The following is a 19660-nucleotide window of genomic DNA, read 5'->3' as shown; positions in this document are numbered from 1 at the left end:
TTGAATCGGTGTCAATATAAATGTCATTCCCTATAGGTTCCGCCGCACGGCCTCGAGATTTTCGAAGGGCAGCTCCGGGGCGATGGCGCAGGTGGGTGCAAAGACAAATCTGCGGCCAGTGGTTTTTTCTTTCAACCTGGCGATTTCATGCTCAATCTCAGCCGGATGGCTATGCCATAACCAGCCTTTATCATCGAGCCCGGCCGCGATTACTTTGTCGCCGAGAAATCCAAAAGCCTGATCAAGCGGCGGGTTGGTCGGGTGGCTGTCATCCCAGTTGATGAAGCTAACCGGGTAGTCGGCCAGGGAGCGAAGGAAGTTATTGCTGTGACAGACATGAAGCATATTAAACCGACTCTCATTAACCGCTTTCAGGATTCTCAGGTCATATGGCCGACCGTATTTTTCATACTCGAGTAAGGTCATATTCTCCGACGAGGCCCATTCCAGGGTGGCATAAAAGATACCGTCAGCGCCCGCATCGAGACATTTGAGGGCGAATTTTTCAAAGGTGAGAGTGATATTATCCAGGGCCCGGATAACCTTATCGGGAGATTCGGCCAGATGCCATTTTAATTTTTCGGTCGATCCAACCAGGTACCGGGCAATCCCGAGCGGACAGAAGATGGTCATCAGAAGAGGCAGATCGGGATCGGAATCCCGGCGAATCAGTCGGATGGCTTTTAAATGGTCAGCCAGAATCGGTGCCGAAAGGGGAAGCGGTTCGATTTTATCCCAGTCATCAATTTGCCTGACTGCGAATTCGATCTTGCGATGTTTGGTACATTCATCGGTTGACCATTCCAGGCGGTTGCCCCAATCCTCGACGTGGTAACTGGCGCGGGGATTGATTTTCATGAAATCCCAATCGAATCTTTTCTGGAAAGCCAGCATCGCCTCGGCCAGATCAGCGGCGGTGGATTCCCGGTGGTAAAAATGTCTCCATGCCGAACCGGCGAATCGATCCGGCTTTTCCCCGGCCATTATTCTCTCCAGACGTTCCCGATGCGACAGCTTTTCTCCGATCATTTATTCTTCTTTTTTCCAATCCTCTTCGAGTTTGTAATAGTGTTTCGGATATACCGGGGTATAGCCCAAAAATGAGGGCGTGGGGTACCGAATACCACCATGATGTGTCCCCTCCAGTCCGGCGATAAGGTCTTCCTCGATTCCGGCCGGAAATGACATGGCCATTTCGTGATCCTGGGTCTGGCCAAAAACCCGGTCGCCGTAGCAGGGTAAAATAATCTGGGGCTGACCGGTTTTCATCGTTTCGACACAGATATCGGCGCAGTCGAGACGGCCGGAAAATTTACTGATCAGATAACCGCCTTTGCGATACAGGACGGCAGTAAGGAGTCTCATAACCTGGGCCGAATCGCCATATATCAGAAACAGGTGGGGGACAAAATCGGCCCGGGAGATCGGCGCCGTAAGGATATAACGATATTCCTTGAAAGAAAATTTGGGAACCTCGGCCTCGGTTTTGGCGCCGACCTGCCTGGTTTCTGTGAACATCCCGGCGCACATTTCGCCGCAGGTAAAACTCCCCGTTTCTTTTTTAAATCCGAAGGCGGTCAGAGCCAGGGGACAATTGATATCCTCTTCGCCGACAGCCACCTGCCAGCCATAGCGGCGGGCCATGGAAAAGGTCTGACACACCGACACTTTGATTCCCATATCCCGTTGGGGCCGTTTGGTTCGCAAAGAGTAGTCGTCGCCCTCCTTTAGAAAACGGATGGCCAGAGGGAACGATCCGGGTTTGACATACTTGGTCAGGGCTTCATCCAATTTCTGAAACATGATAATCCCCTCATAAAGATTAGATTTATTTAATTAAAGAAAATACTAAGATCGGGGCAAGAATATTTGCTGTGTAATTAATGAACATTGCCGATGACCCGTATGCAGAGGATGGGCCACTTTGCCGAATAAGTACCATGTTGAGCCGCATCTTTTTACGGCTTATGTGAGGAGATCAAATGCCGCGCAGGATTTTGGTTGTCGACGATGAGCAGTCGATGTGTGATTTCATGGAAATCATGCTGACCAAAGAGGGTTACCAGGTCGATACGACCATTTCCAGCATGCAAGCTATACAGCAGGCGGCCGCCAGTAACTATGACCTGATTGTCGCCGATATGATGATGCCGGAGATGTCGGGACTGGAACTGCTCAAGAAGGTCAAGCGGGGTCGACCCGAACAGGATTTTATCGTTATGACTGCTTTCGCCTCGGTGGAAACGGCGATCGAGGCTATGAAAGAGGGCGCTCTCGATTATATCACCAAACCGTTTAAAATCGATGAGATCAAACTGGTCATTGAAAAATCGGTCAGCCGCAGGCATCTCAAGGAAGAGAATGAGATGCTCAAGCAACAGATCAAACGGGATTTTTCATTCGACAATTTTATCGGGCAGTCGGAAGATATTATTGAATTGAAAAAGCTGGCTCGGAAGGTGGCGGTAACCGATTCGACTGTCATGATCCGGGGAGAATCCGGAACCGGTAAGGACCTGATCGCCAGAGCGGTACATAATGCCTCCGACCGGGCTTCCGGTCCGTTTGTCACTATCAACTGCGCCGCACTCCCGGAGACGCTTCTGGAATCGGAACTGTTCGGTTATCGCAAAGGAGCTTTCACCGGCGCTATCAAGGATAAAGATGGGCTGTTTAAAATCGCCGATGGCGGAACCTTTTTCCTTGACGAAGTCGGGAATACCTCACCGGCCATTCAGGTAAAACTCCTTCGTGTCCTGGAGGATAAAATCATTACTCCGGTCGGTGATACCCGGCCGATCGAGGTTGATGTCCGCTTGATTGCGGCTACCAACGCCGATCTGGAAGAGGATGTCAAGGCGGGACGGTTTCGCTCGGATTTGTTTTATCGGTTGAATGTTATCCCACTTCATATTCCCCCGTTGCGCCAGAGAATTGAGGATATTCCGATTCTGACCAATCATTTTGTCGCGCGTTACTGCCAGAGGAACAATGTTGATCTCAAGGTTCTAAGTGCGGAGGCCATGGAGGCGTTGCATAAATATGACTGGCCCGGCAATGTCCGGGAACTGGAGAATTGTATCGAGCGGGCGGTATTGTTTTCAAGAGCGGAATCGATCGGGATTTCCGATTTTCCGAAAAAAGTAATCGAGGGGCGGTCGCAAACGGTGATTTCCCGCGATGAACCGGAAACCCCGACTCTGGAATCGATCGAAAAGGCTTATATATATTATATCATGAACCAGGCCGACGGCAAAAAATCACGGGCGGCCAAGATGCTGGGAATAGACAGCTCAACGTTATATCGAAAACTCCAGCGGTACAAAATGACCGGCGAGGAGGACCATTAACAAATCTGCCGTTTATGGATAATTGGTCGGTGTTGATTCTTTGAACAAATCGACCACGATCGTTTCTGTTTCGATATTTATCTGAATAAACATAAATAATGTTATGCCCGGAATACCGGTTGCATGGTACCAGGACAAAAGAGAAAAATGAATTATTTCAAAATATGAGGTATGTTGTGAAAAAGAAAACTACCGATTCCGGCTTTACATTGATCGAATTGATGATTGTCATCGTCATCATCGGTATTCTGGCCGCTTTGGCCATACCCCGATTTATGGCCACCACCACCAAGCATAAGCAGAATGAAGCCAAATCAATATTAAAGCAGATTTATGTCAATGAGCGGGCCTATCGTCAACAGGGAACCGGTTACTGGATTCCCGGCGGAGGCCCGGCCAGTGCCGCCTCGCCCCAGGGATTTGCGCCTATCTGGGTGGAAATCGCCGCCTCGGCCCGATATACTTATACCATCGCGGGCGATGTCAACCAGTTCACCGCGACGGCCATTTCGGGTATTCTGGATGACGATGCCACGGTCGATACCTGGACTATCGATCATACCGGTATTTTGTCCTGCGTCAGTGATGATGCTTCGTCATAAGCGGCAGGCTTCTTTTCATTTATAGATCGGGCGCGCCAATTTGAGCGCGCCCTTTTCGTTTTCCTGAATAATTATCCTCCCCATGAAATTGAGGTGAGTCCGGATAGGATACGACTTGATGGATAATGCCCGGATAAGACCGGGACGGAATTTCCGACAACGGACCCTTCTGTTGAATAAATCCCACACATCGGATCAGGCAAAATGCATGGTTTACCGCAAAATCCAAAAGGGGGTGATATGGGAGTATCCCCAAAGCTATTGGGGTTAAACCACATACGCCACCGCCAGAAAAATATTTTCACCTTGTGCCGCATTCGTTTAGACCTCCCGGGAGGCCGGAAAAGCATCAATATTTAATTATGGCAGACAATTTGCCATTGGGATGGGGGAAAGGAAATAGCAACCAAACCAAATTAACCTTTAGGAGGGTTTCCAAATGTTTTCCAAGTTTCACAATCGCCAGAAGGGTTTCACCCTTATCGAGTTGATGATCGTGGTCGTTATCATTGGTATTCTGGCCGCGCTCGCTATTCCGCGGTTCATGAGTGCGACCACCAAATCGAAGCAGTCCGAGGTCAAGGGTATTCTCAAGCAGATCTATACCATGCAGCGGACCTATCGTCAGCAGAATAACACTTACTGGGCCGCCGCTGGTCCGGCCAGTGCCGCCGCTCAGAACGCCTTTGCCGCCATCGGTGTTGAAATTCCGGCCTCGGCCATCTATACTTATACTATAACCACGGCCGATGCGACCACTCTGCTTGCCACCGGTACCTGTGGTATTCTTGACGATGATGCTACGGTTGACACCTGGACCATTAACCAGAACGGTGTTTTAACCTGCACCTCTGACGACGCCACCAGCTAAGCTGGATGGTTAGAATGTTTTTCAGTCTGGCGGCCCCATCGGGGCCGCCTTTTTTTACCGGTTTAGAATCTCCCCCGACAGATTTTAAGGGCATTTTCCTGCGGAAATGAGGTAAGAGGCGGTGTCGCTTTATATTAGATTGTTAAAAAAAACAATCAGTTTTTGCCGGGAACGGCCGAAAATAAGGATATGTGTTGAACCTCTCTAATATTATGCCGAATGGCCTTTTAGCCTCGGCGAGGTAAGACTAAAGGAAGGTTTTTAATATGGTCAAACACGAAACCGACTACAATTATGTACGACCAACCAAGTTCGGGCAATACTCGGTCTGGATGGCTCCGGTGGTGGTTTTGTTCGGGTCGTTTTCCTTATATATCAAAACCATGGCCCCCTCGGTCTTCTGGGGTGATTCAGCCGCCTTTGCCGCAACCAATTTTATTCTGGGGTTGCCGCATTCGCCATCATTTCCGCTTTATACGCTGATCGGCCGCGTTTTCAATCTGATCCCGGGAATTACACCGGCCTTTGCCTCGAACCTGATGTCGGCGGTCCTGGCCTCACTGGCAGTGATGTTTTTCTATTTGCTGATCCGTGAGTTCATTGATGTGCCGGTCATTTATTCCAAGGCTCTTCAGCGGCGGATGGCCCAGCGGATTTCACGGGTACCGGCGGCCGCTCCGGATAAGGCTATCAACCTGGCCGAATTCGAATCGATCACGCAGCCGATGTATATTCTCTTGCCGTCCCTTTTAATCACGGCTCTTTTTGCCGTAATATTGCCGGTCTGGCTTTCGGCGGTGCGGGCTGAAGTCTATTCACTTCACTTGTGCCTGATCATGGCGGCTCTGCTTTTCGGCTTCCGCGGAAACAGATATGGTTATCGAAAATCATTTCTGATTGGCTTGTGGCTGTATGCCCTTTCTTTTGCCAATCATCCGCTTTTATCCCTGGCTTTTGCTCCGGCTTTTTTATACCTGACGATTTATCATATTGCAACCTGCGGGCAGAAGCTGAAAACACTCGGGCTGGCCGCGCTTTTCTTTATGATGGCCTTCAGCGTCTATTTATATCTGCCCCTGCGGGCGGCTTTTGATCCGGCCATCAACTGGGGACGCCCCGACAGCCTGGAAACATTCCTGGCCGCCATCACGCGTTCGGCCGATATGGTTAATTTCTCCGAAATGACAGCCGCCCCGGATTACCTGATGCGGTTGAAAAAAATAGGCTTTTTTATGGCCGGTCAGATCGGCTGGCCGCTGATCGGATTGGTCGTTCTGGGGTTCTGGGGGCAGTTTAAAATTTCCTGGAAATTATTTCCGTTTCTTATCCTGGCACTGCTGGGCAATCTGGCGATTGTTTTATGGGCCGCGGAATTCAACCGTCGCAATTACGACATGGTCAACTACCTGGCTCCTCTGGCGGCCTTAATTCTGGTGATCGGACTGCCGGGGGTGATGTATCTTTTACGAACGATTTTCAATCCTTCCAAAGCGGCTCTGTTTATCAGTGTCGTGGTGATTGCCTTCGCCTATGTTGCCCTTGACAGGAATATGGCCGAGGCGGATATGTCGGCCATCGATGGTCCCGATACGATTTGCCGCGAGATAATCAGCGGACTTCCGGCCGGTTCGATTTTTTTGACGGCCGAGGATGATCTGCTTCTGCCGCTATGGTACCATGCTTATGTCGATTCCAGCGCCCAGCATATCCGGGTCCTCTCGCCGGGGGCAATGGTCAACCCGATTAATCGGAGGCAATTTATGGCCAATTATCCGGGTTTGCAGTATTCCGAGGCTTTCCAAAGCGATCGGCCGGGTAAACCGGATAGCCTGGCCATTGAGCTCTGCCGTCTAAATGCTCCGGAACGGGATATTTATCTCCAGTTCGGGGTACCGGGCATTAAATACCATGAAATTGCCCCGGCCGGAATTGTTTTCAAATATGTCGGCGGCAAGCATGATACCAAGTTATCGTCTCAAATATATGATCGTCATCTGGCCCTGGCGGCCGAAATCCTGGCCGGAAATGCCCTTGAGGCGCGGACATGCGAATTCGTGGGCCGGTGGCTGTTTACGATCGGGGTTTATTGCGACCGAACCGGTAGCGGCGATTACGCCTGGGCCCTGTTTAATACCGCCCTTGATATCGATAAGGAAAATATCGATATGCGCATCCGACTGGCCTCCGCCCTGGCCATGGCCGGACGGTACAGTGAGGCCCTGAAATATGTGTCGGCCGCTCTGGAAATAGATTCCCAGGATCCGGCCAGTCTCGAGCTGGGCCGGAAAATCGTGGAAGCTCTCAACAAACAGAAAGCGGTAGCCACTAAATGATAGAAATTTCCGTAATCGTCCCGATTTACAATGAATCGGAAAATATACCGGCGAGCCTTCAAAAAATAGCCGCGGCCCTGACCATCACCAATCAGAGTTTCGAGATCATTCCGATTGACGATGGCTCGACCGATGATACGGCTGAAAAGATCAGGCAATATGCTCAGGAAGACCCGCGGATCCGGTATGCCGGATACCGGCATAATGCCGGACGGGGGAAAGCGCTTCGGACCGGAATCAAAGCCGCCCGGGGAAAATATATTCTTTCGATCGATTGCGATCTATCGTACTCCGAGGAGTACCTGACGGTGATGTATCGTCTGTTAAAGGATAATCCGGAGATTGACTTCGTAATCGGTTCACCCTATATGAATGATGGCGGGACCGAGAATGTCCCCTTTAAACGGCTCTGGATTTCAAAAATCGGGAATATTATCCTTTCCTCGGCCATGCGGGGTCGAATCAAAACCTCGACCGGTATCCTGCGGGGATACAAGGCTGAGGTGGTCAAACGGCTCGATCTGGAATCGGACGGCAAGGAAATTCATCTTGAGATTCTCTCAAAAGCCCTGGCCTCAGGATATACCCCGCTGGAATTTCCGGCGGTGTTAACCTCGCGCAAGAAGGGCAATTCGAAATTCAAGTTCAAAGCTACGGCCCTGTCGCACCTGGTTTTTTCCTTTTTCGAGCGCCCATCGCTTTTATTCGGTCTGGCCGGCTTATCATTAATCGGAGTCGGTCTGGTGCTGGGGCTGTACATCGTGTATCTGTGGCAGACAGAAACTCTCAATCCCAATCGGCCTATCATGACCCTGATGGTATTATTGCTGGTCTCCGGTCTGCAGGTAATTCTGTTCGGTTTCCTGGGGACCCAGATGGTCGGTCTGCGCAAGGAAATCTATAAAATTCAGCGCAACCAAAACCGGCTGGATGAGCACCTGAATTCCATCGCCGATCAATCACGCTCCTTTGACGATATTCCGGAATGGGAATCGGCCAATCTCAGGGATAATAATGGAACCCCGGAAAAGACTGTTAATCATCACTAATCGTTACCCGGGCGGTCCCGACGATGCGGCTTCGCCCTTCGTTTACGATTTTCGCCTTGCCCTGGAACGTGTCAATATTGAGGTTGATATTGTCACGCCGTACTATCGAACCTATGCCGATAACAACGATTACCTGGACGAGCATGTACATTTGTTTCCCTGGTCGGATGGATCGCGGGTGATTTCGCAGTTACCGCTTTATAATCCGGTGACTTTTATCAAGATAAGGCGGTATTTCCGCAATGGCTACCGGGCCGCCCTGGGCCTGACTCAGAAAAAAAAGTACAGCGGGGTTGTCGCTCTCTGGGCGGCGCCATCGGGGTACATGGCAATGCAAATCCGTCGGCAATGCGGCATTCCATATGCCGTCTGGGCCCTCGGGTCCGATATCAACAGCTGGGCTAATTTACCGATCGCGGGGCGCATGATCCGCCGGGTCTTGATCGATGCCGATGCTCTTTATGCCGATGGATACGAACTGGCAACCAGGATTCGAAACCTGGTGGAACGGGAATGCCGTTTTATTCCCAGTTTTCATGCCATCACTCTTCCGGAGATCAAAGCTGAATCGAAAGATAAAATCTTTTGCTGTGTCGGACGAATTGAAAAAAACAAAGGGGTGTTTGACCTGCTTGAGGCCTTTAAAATTTTTTCCCAAAAGCATCCCGACTGGAAACTGATATATATCGGAAGCGGACGGGATGAAAAAGAACTGGCTGAGAAAACCAGATCACTGAATCCGGAAGTGTCCGTCAGTTTTAACGGCTATCTGCCGCGGAATGAAGTCAACCGGATTCTGGCCGGCTCACGAGCCGCGATCATCCCTTCTCATACCGATTCTTTACCACTGACCTTCGGGGAAGCCATGCAGGCCGGGATTCCGGTGGTCTGTTCCGACATCGGCGATATGCCGTTTTTGATCGATACCCACCGGGTTGGTTATCATTTCCCGGCGGGAGATGTCGGCCGGCTGGCCGAATGTCTGGCCCGGATGGCGGACAGTGTCGATGATTTTTCGGCCAACTGCAAGGCGGTCCGGGAAGAACTTGATATCGCCAACGCCGCAAGGGAAATCTCGCGATGGCTGGATACTCATATGAATAACCGGCCGGAGGTGAATATTCAGCATGCCAACGCTTGAGCAGAAAAAAGAATATTTCAATCAATACTGGCAGGAACAGCCGGAAACTAAAACCGATCCCCGCTCGCATCAACGGGCCGAAATTGTCTCCCGGATGCTGAATGCAAAATCCGGTAAACTGCTTGACTTCGGTTGCGGGCGTGGCGTGACCCTGGCCCATTTCGCCGATAAGGGCTATGATGTCTTCGGGGCCGAGATTTCTCCGGAAATGGTTAAAAAGGTTCGGGAATCGGGTTATCGGATTTTCGAGCATGATATCGAAAGCGCGGAGCTTGATGATAGATACGATATAATCCTCTGCCTTGAAGTTCTTCAGCAGTTACATGATCCTGTCGGAGCTCTGCGAAAAATGAAAAAAGCCTTAACGACCGGCGGGGAATTAGTCGTCTCGGTCCCCAATGAATTTCATCTGATCGCCCGTCTGAGACTGATAATCGGGTTATCGCACCTGGGCCATTTTCATCATTCGCATATTCGCCTTTTTTCGTCCAGGCGGGATCGGGAATTGTTCGCCGAAAGCGGTTTGAAAATAACCGGAAGGAGGTATATCCCGATCATACCGCCGCGATGGAAAATCCTATCGGCAGTTTTTACTCCGCTGGCGCAGTGGTGGCCGGGGCTTTTTGCCATTTCATCGATTTACAATCTGGAGGATTCATGACCGTCGCCAATCGGACCAGGATAAACGAGAACATGGGAACCTTTTCGGAGCGTTTCCCGGTGCTCTATGAGACCGACGGACGTCTAAAGAAAGCCGCCAAAGTGATCGCCGTCTGCAGTCATTTTTCCTTCCGGCCTCTGGAAAGCCTGGTCTGTCTTGATCTGGGTTGCTCGACCGGAATAATGACCGGACATTTTGCCGAACATTTCAAAAAGGTCGTAGCCATCGATCTTGACCGGGTCGGTCTGGAATCGGCCAGGGAAAATATCAAGGGTGCCAATGTCGATTATCTTTGCACCGATGGGACCGAATTACCGCTCCCGGATGGATGTGTCGATGTCGTTATCTGTAACCAGATTTATGAACACGTCGATAATCAGGAAGGGCTGATGGAGGAAATCTATCGGGTCCTGAAATATGATGGATTCTGTTATTTCGGTGCCGGCAATCGTTATGTTCTGATCGAGGGACATTATTTTCTGCCGTTTTTATCCTGGTTACCGCATTCACTGGCCGATATTTATATGAAGCTGGCCGGGAAGAAAGGGAGATACGATGTCCGGTTGATGTCGCTTTCGAAACTGAACCGGCTGACCCGGAATTTCTGGCGTCACGATTATACCGGGCTGATTCTGCAGCATCCGGAGGCCTTCCGGGCCGATGATGTCGTCCGGTCGGGAAATATAATATCGCATCTGCCGGAACGAATTTTCTCTCTTTTTTATCCGTTATTGCCGGCCTGGGTCTGGGTTATAACGAAGAAAAAGTAAGCCGGTCTGAATCAAAAAGCCATTGACCGGGATTATCAACTGTTCTTTATTACACCTATGAAAAGTTTTTTCCTCGGGATTATAATTTGCCTGACAGCCCTGACAGTATCCGGTCAGGAGAAACCTGATTCGGTCCTGGAACGCGAGGGGCTGGATAGAATCATGTCTCTGCTGAATCTGAAACTGTCGGATATATCTTTTCGCGATGACTATACCGAAAAAGATCAATTTCGCCTGACGGCCGTGGCCGATATGATGAAAGCCCCGTACGGGATGATAAAATATTCCGAAGAAGCGCTCAAAATATGCCGGGGCGGAAAACTCAAAGATATTTTAAACTATGCCTTCGACCGGCTCGAACGGGAAAACCAGTCTCAGTACGTGAGGGAAATCCGCCAGCCCGTGGCGGAGATCAACCCGGATGGAATCAATTTGTTTTACAATTCCATCGAATTCAATCGTCTGTTGATGAAAGCGCGGGCCTATCTTGGGGATATCCAGCAAGCCTCCTATGATTCGACCTTTCTGGCCTTAACCAGAAGCCAGAGGCTGTTTTTGATAAATCAATATAAAGAGATCATGAGCGAGGACACGGCCGATGTCAACAAACCGGTTGATGTCCTTGATTCTATCCAGCAGGTCGAGGAGGGGTATATCCGCGAGTTTGTGGAATTCGGGGGCGGTGTTCGCAAGGATTTCATGCTCTCGATGGGCCTCAATATGGCTCTTGATATTTATAATGAAATCGATCTGCTGTTAAAAGAAATCAATTCCGGCCAACTCACGATTGAAAATATTTTAACCGACACCTCGGTCATACCGGAACGGGCCGGTATTGCCAGATACCTCGGCAAAGACGAGACCTGGATTATCGGCGGCCCGGGTGATGATTATTATCAGGGCGAGTATCAGTTCATATTCGATTTCGGCGGTAATGATCATTACGATCTGTGGTACAATCCGGTCAGTCCTCACGGGACCATCATAATCGATCTTTCGGGTGATGATATTTATACATCGCAGACGGATTTCACGCTCGGCTCCGGCTGTCTTTCGGTCGGTTTGCTGTATGATTTTCAGGGTGACGACATCTACAATGCCGGGAGTTTTTCATGCGGTTCGGGGTATTTCGGATTCGGCTTGCTGTATGATGCTTCGGGCAGTGATAAGTATTACGGCGACACTCACACCCAGGGTGCCGGAACGTTCGGGGCCGGGTTGCTGATTGACCGGGGCGGTTCCGACCTGTATTCGGCGGCCCTGTTCGGACAGGGTTTCGGCGGCGTCGAGGGTTTCGGCCTGGTGGCCGATTATGCCGGTAATGATAATTACCTGGCGGGCGGTAAGTACACCGAAACATACGGTTTGGCCGGAGGCAATGTTCATTACCTGTCGCTCTCGCAGGGATTCGGACAGGGATTGCGGCCGTACACTTCGGGAGGGGTGGGAATGATCCTGGATTACGGCGGTAATGACAATTATATCGCCGATATTTTTGCTCAGGGCTCGAGCTACTGGTGGGGACTGGGGATTATCGGTGATGCGGCCGGCAACGATCAGTATGTGGCCTACCAGTATGCCCAGGGCGCCGGGATTCATATGTCGGTCGGGATTCTGGCCGATTTTGACGGCGATGATTTCTATCGGGGTAAGGGTTTGATGCACGGGTGCGGTCACGATTACGGGTGTGGCTTGATGCTCGACAGGAGCGGCCAGGATATCTTCCAGGCCGAGGATCTTTCCCAGGCGGCCGGGTCGGCCAACGGGATCGGGATTTTGATTAACACCCGAGGCGATGACACGTATTATGTCCGCAGTGATGCCAATACCCAGGGTTATGGTAATCCGCGCCGTGAATTCGGCTCGATCGGCCTGTTTGTCGATTTGGCCGGCCGCGACCGTTATACCGGGCAGGGAGGCGACAGTACCTACTGGATAAGCCCTTCGAAATGGGGCGGAGGTATAGACCAGGATTTTATTACTCCGGTGATTTCGGAAGGGGAGGCCGCCCGATGAAAAATTATCTGAGCTCCGTCTTAACCATGGTATTGCTTCAGATCATTTGCTTGTTTACATATGTCGATTTATCGGCCGCTTCACCTCCGATTACGGCAACCGAAAAGAAGGTCGATTCGCTTTTTATTCTGGCTTCGTCGGGAGAACTCAAATACCGGGACCTGGTGACCCCGGCCAAAGATTCGCTGGCGGCGATGGGCAAGAGCGCGGTGCCTCGATTGATCGAGAAATTCGATACACAGGTGGCCCGCGAGCGTCATGCCATCGATGAAATCCTGGTCAAGATCGGGGCGGTGGCGGTTCCCTATTTAATAAAAACAATGGCTGATGCCGATGGCGAAAAGACCAGTCGGATTTGTTATACTCTCGGCAATATCAAGGATTCCTCGGCGGTGGAAAGCCTGGTCGGGGTGGCTTCCGATTCCGACTGGCGGGGACGTTCCAGCGCTGTCGAGGCTCTGGGGAAAATCAAAGATGACCGGGCCGACAAAGCAGTCGCCGGGGCTTTAACCGATAACGATGCTGCCGTTCGTAAATCGGCCGCGGTGGCCTGCGGGCAACTTAAAATAGCAGAGGCCATCCCCCATCTGGTTCATATGCTGAGTGATGATTTTTACGGGGCGAGAATGTGTGCCTCGGAGACTCTGGTCGGATTCGGCGAGACGGCAATCGGCCCCATCACCGATTCTCTGAATTCACCCGATGAACTCCTGGGAAACCTTGGCTGTACCACCCTCGGGATGATTGGCGGCGACTCGGCCGCGGTCATTCTTGGATTGCAGATAGGCTCGCCCTCGCCGATTCGCCGGGCCCTGGCGGTCGAGGGAATTTATCACAGCGGCAGTCATTCGGCCTGCGGATTTGTCGAAATACTGGCGCAGATGGAAAAGGATCCCATGGTGCTGTTTTTCATCAAGAGGGCTATCGAGAAATATGCTGCGCGATAAACTGCACCGCCTTTCCGATCATGTCACTCACTCCAATAAGTCTTCAAAGAACGACTATCCAAATGAACGATACCGGCGTCTCTCGGATATTCTCGGAGGGGAATTGGATATCAATAATAATGGAACCTTTATCAGAATAATCTCCGAATTCCGGGATACCTATAATCACGGGCGAACCATGTTGATGGACCTCGATCCATCCGCAGTTTTTAAGACCCGTCATTTTGGCTATGATGATCCATCGGAGTACGCAGTCGAAAAACTGCTTTTTCTCGACACCGAAACAACCGGGTTGGGCGGGTCGGGGACGGTGGCGTTTCTGGTCGGGGTGGGCTCGGTAACGAAGGATGGTTTTCGTGTGCGGCAGTATTTTCTGCCGGATTTTTCCGATGAGGAAGCCATGCTGGAGGCGGTTCGCGAGGAAATAAAGGCTGATACGGTCCTGGTCACATACAACGGCAAGGCCTTTGATATGCCGATTCTGGCCGACCGGATGATTATTCAAAGGGTCGAAAGAAATCTCAAAGCGGCCGATCATATCGATCTGCTCCACACTGTTCGCAGGCTATACCGGCGCCGGTTAAAAGATTGCAGTCTGTCCAATATCGAGCGAAACATTCTGGAATTCTACCGCGAGGATGATCTGCCGGGGCATCTGGTTCCGTCGGTTTATTTCAACTGGCTGGCCACCGACAGCACCGATTTGATTGATAAAATAGCGGAACACAATTTGAACGATATTATCTCTCTTTTTTTCCTGATGCATCATCTTCAACTGGTCCAGGTCGATCCGGCCGGAAATATCAGGGAACCGGACGATGTTTTATCGCTGGCCCGGATTCTGGAACGACGCCGGGAGCATGAACATATCTGCGGAGTTCTAGAGGATTTCCGGGATCTGGCGGCCGATCACAGGCGGTATGATATTTTGCTTATTCAATCGCTGGCATATAAACGGCGGGGATGCTGGCCCGAGGCCGCGGCCTTATGGGATAAGATAGCCAACCGGGATTGCCCGGAGGCCTTCGCCGCCCGAATTGAACTGGCCAAGTATTTCGAGCACCGCCTTCGGGACCCCCAAAAAGCCCTGTATCAGGCGCTTGAGGCCCGAAAAATATGTCCCGCGCGCCCGGCCCTGGCGGCCGATGTTCAGAAACGAATCAATCGTCTGACCGGGAAATCTTAATTATATCCTGTCCTAAATTATTGATTTTAAGGGGCCGATAATAGCGGTAATGGGGTATATTTAATGAATAAAGAGATTTTTCAAAAAATCCTGACCGATCAAAGAGAGCTGTCGTCACTTCCCCAGGTCGTGGCCGAAGTGATCCGGGTTTCAGGCAGTTCCGACACCTCCGCGGCTGATCTGGCCGAAGTCGTGATGAAGGATCCCGGGCTGACAGCCAAACTATTGCGGGTGGTCAATTCTCCTTACTATGCACCGGCATCGAAAATCAGCACGGTTAAACAGGCGGTGGTCAATCTCGGGGTCCGGACCGTTACCGCAGTTACGGTCGCGACTTCGATTTACAGCTTGATAGGCAGTGTTCATACAACCATTGATCGTAAAAAATTCTGGCGGCATTCACTCGAGGTGGCACTGGCGTCACGGATGATTGCCCGATCCGTTAAATTGGAATCGCCCGATGAGGCCTTTGTAGCCGGCCTGCTTCACGATATCGGAATGCTGGTAATGGAGGCTTCATTCCCCGAAGATTTCGGCAAAGTATGGAAGAAAATCGAAAGTGGTGATAATCTGATTGAAGCCGAACAGGAAATATGGGGAACCAACCATGCCCGGGTGGGGCAGTTTCTTCTGGCCCAGTGGAATATCCCGGAAAATATCTGCCAGGCAGTCGGGAATCATCACCAGGTTTTTGCCGAGGAAGACGAAAAAAAAGGTGTCCCGCTTGATAATGTCGTCAATCTGGCAAACCTGATTTCGAAATTCCGTATTAACAGTATGACCCCTCCGGGTCCGAAATTCCTTGAAAGCAAAAGAATCATGGCCGCCGGTCTGGATATTTCCAATTCGGCGCTGGCGGAAATCGAGAAAAACCTCATTAGCGATGTGGTTCGGGAATCGGGATTTCTGGAAATCGACATCGGAAATATGGAAGAAATCCTTCGTGAAGCCAACAGGCTTTTATACAAGCAGTACCTTATTGCCGAGGATTTGCTTCGACAGAACATGGATATTCAGCAGCAAATGGCCGAAGGGCACGCCGTTGATAACTCCGGCCATATGGTCAGGGAACTTATCGAGAGATTCAGCCTGTTCATCAACGATGTCAATCAGGCTATGCTGGCCCTGTCGCAGGAGGCGGAATCTGTTTCCATGAATGGGGAAATCCAGAGTGCCGCCGAAAGACTGAAAGAAATTATCGGCGAAGGAACCGGAAATATTTCCTATATCCTTGAAGAATTAAAGCGGATCAACGGCAGTGGCCATTGTCGCAACAATAGCCTGTTAGGAGAGGCTGAGCAAAGGATTAACCTCAGGATTCAAAAATTCCGAAGGTCCTTCTCACCGATAAAAATATGACAAAGGCCGGCTTTGATAAGCCGGCCTTTTAGGTAGGGGTATCGAGGGGTTCAGATATTAGCGTTATATAATAACCAAATAAGAATGATTTGTCCTTAAATCCCTAAAAATTAAATACTGACAAATTCTGTCACTCAATCCCATCGTTAATTCATTATAATTGCTTTCGGTAATTAGACATACGCAGAAACCCGCCAAAGGTTTCGGCGAAATACTCCTTTAAACAAACCTTTCGGGAAACCATATTTTGCTTTGCCGGGCCGTATAACTCCTTGACATTATTCTGTTTTAAGTCTATATTGGGATGGCTGAAGGCCCACGGATCGGGCAAGTGGAAACCCCGTTATTTACCGCAATTGGATTGCTGTTTCAGAAATTGTGAAAATCATTGCCTGATTGGCGGAACGCGAAGTGAATGATTGAAAATGATGGGGATATTTCGACTCCCGGTTGGACTGACAGGACTTTTCGAATATCATATAAGTCGGGTAAATACCTCACCTTACCTCACTGCCAGCTTAATGATCGCCTTTGTATATGCTTATGGCATGAGCTTTGCATTGATGCCCGTCGATAAGCATAAAGCTGAGGGGAAATAAGTTGATGTCTGTGTTCGCCAGATCAGTTGGTTTTATCCTGTTATTATCATTATTATGGAGATCCATGGCGATTGGAGGGGAAACTACTCCTGAATCCGAACGGATTCTGCGTCATGAAGCCCGAATAGCGGTTCCGGTCTCCGGACCAATATCATATTTTGCTCCCTCGATAAAGTCCGAGAAGATTTCGGATTTTTCCGATATAGCCATTTCTGAATCGGTTTCTCCGGCCACCTTTAATCAGGCCTATTCGTCTCTGGCCGCCCTGAGTGGCGGGCAATATGTTTTGGTCTGGGAGGATGATAGAAACGGCAGTCGGAAGATTTATGGCCAGCTTTTCGATGGCGATGGGAATGCTGTCGGTACCAACCGACTTCTGGTGGGCCGTGAGGATGGTTTTAATGTTATTGAACCCAAAGCGGTTACTGATGGATCAGGGGGATTTTATCTGGCCTGGCGCGATGAATCAAGCGGAAAAATCTATGCCGCCCGATATAATTCCTCGATGACGCGTATTGTTAATCCCTTTGTGATTAATGATATCCCGGCGGCCAATTATGCCGGCCCATATGATATTGATAACTATCTGGACTCCCGTCTGGCGGTGGTCTGGGAAGATTACGGGGTTGCCAACGATATTTCTCTTAGAATTTTCAGTTCCTCCGGGACAGCGCTCAGATCGGTGATAAAGATCAACCGGGATTCACTTCCGGCCAATCACTGGGCTCCCTCGGTGGCGGTTAATGCCGGAGGCGGGATGGCGGTGGTCTGGGAGGATTACCGGCACGGTAATGCCGATATTTTCATGCAATTGATTAACGCCGATGGTTCCTACAGCGGTCCCAACCTGGGTGTGGTCGAGGGGGCTTATGATGATTCGGCTCAGTATATGCCCCGGGTGGCCTTCTCGTCGCGTGACGGGTATGCCATCAGCTGGCTGGATAAGCGGGGCAAGAGACAGGAAGTCTATGTTCAGAGATATATTCCGGGAACCGGTCTGAGCGGTACGAATATTAAAATCTCCAGTAATGACAGTCTGACCACATCATGGGATATTGCCATGGATATCAATTCCGGTGGTAATCTGTTTTTGGCTTGGGCTTCGGTCGGTCTTGAAAATAAAATACTCCTCCAGAAATTTACGACCGATTTTGCGCTCAATGGTTCAATCGGAACAGTCAGCGCTTATGGTACCGGTTCGCGCTGGGAGACAGTTTTAAAAGTCGGCAGTTCCGATAAAATGATTTGCGGCTGGACTGATTTTCGTTCCGGCAATGGCGATATTTATGCCCAGTTGTTATCCTCGAGCGGTTCCCGGCTTTTCGCCAATGATAAAAAAGTCAATGATGATACTATCGGAGCCCAGTCCACTAATCCCGATCTGGCTGTGATTGATAATGGCAAGGTTCTGGTGGTCTTTGCCGATGAACGTAACGATGACGGTGATATTTATGTGCAATTGGTCAATAATGACGGTACCCTGGCTGGCGGCAATACCCGGGTTAACGGTAACGATGTCGGTGATTTACAGAGTGAGCCCCGGATTGCGGTCTCGGCCGGGCGAGCCCTGGCGGTCTGGAATGACAGCAGGGCCATTGCCGGTGTTACCGGATCCCGCATTTTCGGCCGTTTTATGACGCTTGATGGAATTCCCGATGGCGAGGACTTCTGTATTTCCGATAGTGCCGTGACTGCGGCCAAAAGAAACCCGGCCGTGGCCATACTGTCAGGCAATACCGCCATGGTGGCCTGGATTGATTACCGCAGCGGATCCGCCCAGATTTATGCCCGGCATTATGGCAATTCTGGAGTGGCCACCGGACCGGAATTTATGGTCTCTTCACCGGCCACCGATCTGATTAATGATTGTCTTAATCTGGTGACCGATCCGGACGGCAATTTTATCATATCCTGGCTGTCACGTGGCTATTCCGGGGGACCGGCGGTTATTGTCGCGCGGTACAATACTTCGGGAGGATTGATCAATCGTTTTGTCTTCCAGGGGGGCATAACCGGGGCGGAGATAAACGATATGGCCGTGGCGGTGCCGCTTGGCGGCGATATATTTATCCTGTGGGAAGGTCTGTCGGATCAAAAAAATCTGTATCTGGCGGTATTATCGGGAAGCGGGGCGACCGTGACGCCGTCGTTTGAAGTCACTGAAGTTGCTTCCGATTATGATCTGGAACCGTCGCTGGCGGTGGATAACGAGCGCTTTGTGGTGGCCGCCTGGATTGACAGCCGTTCCGGAAAACGCCGGGTTTACTCCCAGGTTTTTGACTACAATCTTTATCCGGCCGGGGTTAATACCCCGATATCATCGGCGGTTGCGGAATTCGCCATGACCCCCGATGTCGCGGCATTGAATAGAACCGGGTGGATCGCCTGGAGCGATCCCCGGAGTAATGGTCTGAATATATATCTAAGCCAGATGTCGTACACGACAGTCGATGTTGACGACAATGATAATCCCGGCTTACTTCCGGCCGAATTCGTTCTGGAGCAGAATTACCCCAATCCTTTCAATCCTTCTACCAGGATTGTCTTCAATGTTCCGACCCGGAACCGGGTAACGATTACTGTCTATAATATTCTGGGACAGAACTTGGCCGTTCTGACCGATCGGACTTATGATGCGGGGCGTTATGAAGTCACCTGGGACAGCCGGGATGAGCGGGGCAACCAGGTTCCAAGCGGGATATACTTCTATAAGATGTCCGTGGGATCACAGTCTTTTTCCAAAAAGATGATTCTGATTAAATAAATATCACTCCAT

Annotated in this window: 15 protein-coding genes; 13 read left to right on the top strand and 2 right to left on the bottom strand. The window is 50.5% G+C overall.

The features are described from left to right. Positions 1 to 30: 30 nt before the first annotated feature. Together JXQ28_11775 and JXQ28_11770 are read right to left on the bottom strand one after the other, a co-directional pair. Positions 31 to 1029, bottom strand: a complete 999-nt coding sequence (locus JXQ28_11775) for a hypothetical protein (GenBank protein MBN2278412.1) — start codon at positions 1027 to 1029, stop codon at positions 31 to 33. Beyond that, complete coding sequence (locus JXQ28_11770) at positions 1030 to 1803, bottom strand: DUF169 domain-containing protein (GenBank protein MBN2278411.1); 774 nt, start codon at positions 1801 to 1803, stop codon at positions 1030 to 1032. It lies immediately after the preceding gene. 179 nt (positions 1804 to 1982) lie between these two features. On the opposite strand from JXQ28_11770, the gene JXQ28_11765 reads away from it, so the two are divergent. The 13 genes from JXQ28_11765 (at position 1983) to JXQ28_11705 (ending at position 19648) form a co-directional block, all read left to right on the top strand. After that, the gene (locus JXQ28_11765) at positions 1983 to 3350 is read left to right on the top strand and encodes a sigma-54-dependent Fis family transcriptional regulator (protein ID MBN2278410.1); all 1368 of its coding nucleotides are present in this window, start codon (positions 1983 to 1985) and stop codon (positions 3348 to 3350) included. 164 nt (positions 3351 to 3514) lie between these two features. Beyond that, positions 3515 to 3952, top strand: coding sequence for a prepilin-type N-terminal cleavage/methylation domain-containing protein (locus tag JXQ28_11760; GenBank protein MBN2278409.1), 438 nt, complete (start codon positions 3515 to 3517; stop codon positions 3950 to 3952). A gap of 439 nt (positions 3953 to 4391) precedes the next feature. Next, positions 4392 to 4823 carry a prepilin-type N-terminal cleavage/methylation domain-containing protein gene (locus JXQ28_11755; protein ID MBN2278408.1) on the top strand — a complete coding sequence of 144 codons (432 nt, stop codon included), beginning with the start codon at positions 4392 to 4394 and terminating at the stop codon, positions 4821 to 4823. A gap of 266 nt (positions 4824 to 5089) precedes the next feature. Further along, positions 5090 to 7156 carry a DUF2723 domain-containing protein gene (locus JXQ28_11750; protein ID MBN2278407.1) on the top strand — a complete coding sequence of 689 codons (2067 nt, stop codon included), beginning with the start codon at positions 5090 to 5092 and terminating at the stop codon, positions 7154 to 7156. Next, on the top strand, positions 7153 to 8205 hold the full coding sequence (locus tag JXQ28_11745; protein ID MBN2278406.1) for a glycosyltransferase: 1053 nt from the start codon (positions 7153 to 7155) through the stop codon (positions 8203 to 8205). The genes JXQ28_11750 and JXQ28_11745 overlap by 4 nt, the downstream gene beginning before the upstream one ends. Then, on the top strand, positions 8171 to 9346 hold the full coding sequence (locus JXQ28_11740; protein MBN2278405.1) for a glycosyltransferase: 1176 nt from the start codon (positions 8171 to 8173) through the stop codon (positions 9344 to 9346). Before JXQ28_11745 ends, JXQ28_11740 begins: the two co-directional genes overlap by 35 nt. Next, positions 9333 to 10007: a class I SAM-dependent methyltransferase gene (locus JXQ28_11735; protein ID MBN2278404.1), complete on the top strand. Its 675-nt coding sequence runs from the start codon at positions 9333 to 9335 to the stop codon at positions 10005 to 10007. Before JXQ28_11740 ends, JXQ28_11735 begins: the two co-directional genes overlap by 14 nt. Beyond that, a complete protein-coding gene (locus JXQ28_11730; protein ID MBN2278403.1) occupies positions 10004 to 10777 on the top strand; it encodes a class I SAM-dependent methyltransferase in 774 nt (257 codons plus the stop codon). The genes JXQ28_11735 and JXQ28_11730 overlap by 4 nt, the downstream gene beginning before the upstream one ends. Positions 10778 to 10834: 57 nt before the next feature. Continuing rightward, complete coding sequence (locus tag JXQ28_11725; GenBank protein MBN2278402.1) at positions 10835 to 12793, top strand: hypothetical protein; 1959 nt, start codon at positions 10835 to 10837, stop codon at positions 12791 to 12793. Then, positions 12790 to 13740 carry a HEAT repeat domain-containing protein gene (locus JXQ28_11720; protein MBN2278401.1) on the top strand — a complete coding sequence of 317 codons (951 nt, stop codon included), beginning with the start codon at positions 12790 to 12792 and terminating at the stop codon, positions 13738 to 13740. Before JXQ28_11725 ends, JXQ28_11720 begins: the two co-directional genes overlap by 4 nt. Next, on the top strand, positions 13727 to 14926 hold the full coding sequence (locus JXQ28_11715) for a ribonuclease H-like domain-containing protein (protein MBN2278400.1): 1200 nt from the start codon (positions 13727 to 13729) through the stop codon (positions 14924 to 14926). The genes JXQ28_11720 and JXQ28_11715 overlap by 14 nt, the downstream gene beginning before the upstream one ends. Positions 14927 to 14989: 63 nt before the next feature. After that, positions 14990 to 16285: an HDOD domain-containing protein gene (locus JXQ28_11710; protein ID MBN2278399.1), complete on the top strand. Its 1296-nt coding sequence runs from the start codon at positions 14990 to 14992 to the stop codon at positions 16283 to 16285. Between the two features lie 663 nt (positions 16286 to 16948). After that, positions 16949 to 19648: a T9SS type A sorting domain-containing protein gene (locus tag JXQ28_11705; GenBank protein MBN2278398.1), complete on the top strand. Its 2700-nt coding sequence runs from the start codon at positions 16949 to 16951 to the stop codon at positions 19646 to 19648. Positions 19649 to 19660 lie beyond the last annotated feature (12 nt).

The sequence above is a fragment of the Candidatus Zixiibacteriota bacterium genome, from assembly GCA_016933955.1.
Lineage (GTDB): Bacteria > Zixibacteria > MSB-5A5 > GN15 > PGXB01 > JAFGTT01.
The sequence above is the reverse complement of the archived record's forward strand: the minus strand, read 5'-3'. Positions and strand labels throughout refer to the sequence as shown.

Coding starts and splice junctions, on each gene's coding strand:
- JXQ28_11765 (MBN2278410.1), top strand. CDS start 1,983: ATGCCGCGCAGGATTTTGGTTGTCGACGATGAGCAGTCGATGTGTGAT.
- JXQ28_11750 (MBN2278407.1), top strand. CDS start 5,090: ATGGTCAAACACGAAACCGACTACAATTATGTACGACCAACCAAGTTC.
- JXQ28_11755 (MBN2278408.1), top strand. CDS start 4,392: ATGTTTTCCAAGTTTCACAATCGCCAGAAGGGTTTCACCCTTATCGAG.
- JXQ28_11775 (MBN2278412.1), bottom strand. CDS start 1,029: ATGATCGGAGAAAAGCTGTCGCATCGGGAACGTCTGGAGAGAATAATG.
- JXQ28_11720 (MBN2278401.1), top strand. CDS start 12,790: ATGAAAAATTATCTGAGCTCCGTCTTAACCATGGTATTGCTTCAGATC.
- JXQ28_11725 (MBN2278402.1), top strand. CDS start 10,835: ATGAAAAGTTTTTTCCTCGGGATTATAATTTGCCTGACAGCCCTGACA.
- JXQ28_11715 (MBN2278400.1), top strand. CDS start 13,727: ATGCTGCGCGATAAACTGCACCGCCTTTCCGATCATGTCACTCACTCC.
- JXQ28_11735 (MBN2278404.1), top strand. CDS start 9,333: ATGCCAACGCTTGAGCAGAAAAAAGAATATTTCAATCAATACTGGCAG.
- JXQ28_11710 (MBN2278399.1), top strand. CDS start 14,990: ATGAATAAAGAGATTTTTCAAAAAATCCTGACCGATCAAAGAGAGCTG.
- JXQ28_11740 (MBN2278405.1), top strand. CDS start 8,171: ATGGAACCCCGGAAAAGACTGTTAATCATCACTAATCGTTACCCGGGC.
- JXQ28_11770 (MBN2278411.1), bottom strand. CDS start 1,803: ATGTTTCAGAAATTGGATGAAGCCCTGACCAAGTATGTCAAACCCGGA.
- JXQ28_11730 (MBN2278403.1), top strand. CDS start 10,004: ATGACCGTCGCCAATCGGACCAGGATAAACGAGAACATGGGAACCTTT.
- JXQ28_11760 (MBN2278409.1), top strand. CDS start 3,515: ATGAGGTATGTTGTGAAAAAGAAAACTACCGATTCCGGCTTTACATTG.
- JXQ28_11745 (MBN2278406.1), top strand. CDS start 7,153: ATGATAGAAATTTCCGTAATCGTCCCGATTTACAATGAATCGGAAAAT.
- JXQ28_11705 (MBN2278398.1), top strand. CDS start 16,949: ATGGCGATTGGAGGGGAAACTACTCCTGAATCCGAACGGATTCTGCGT.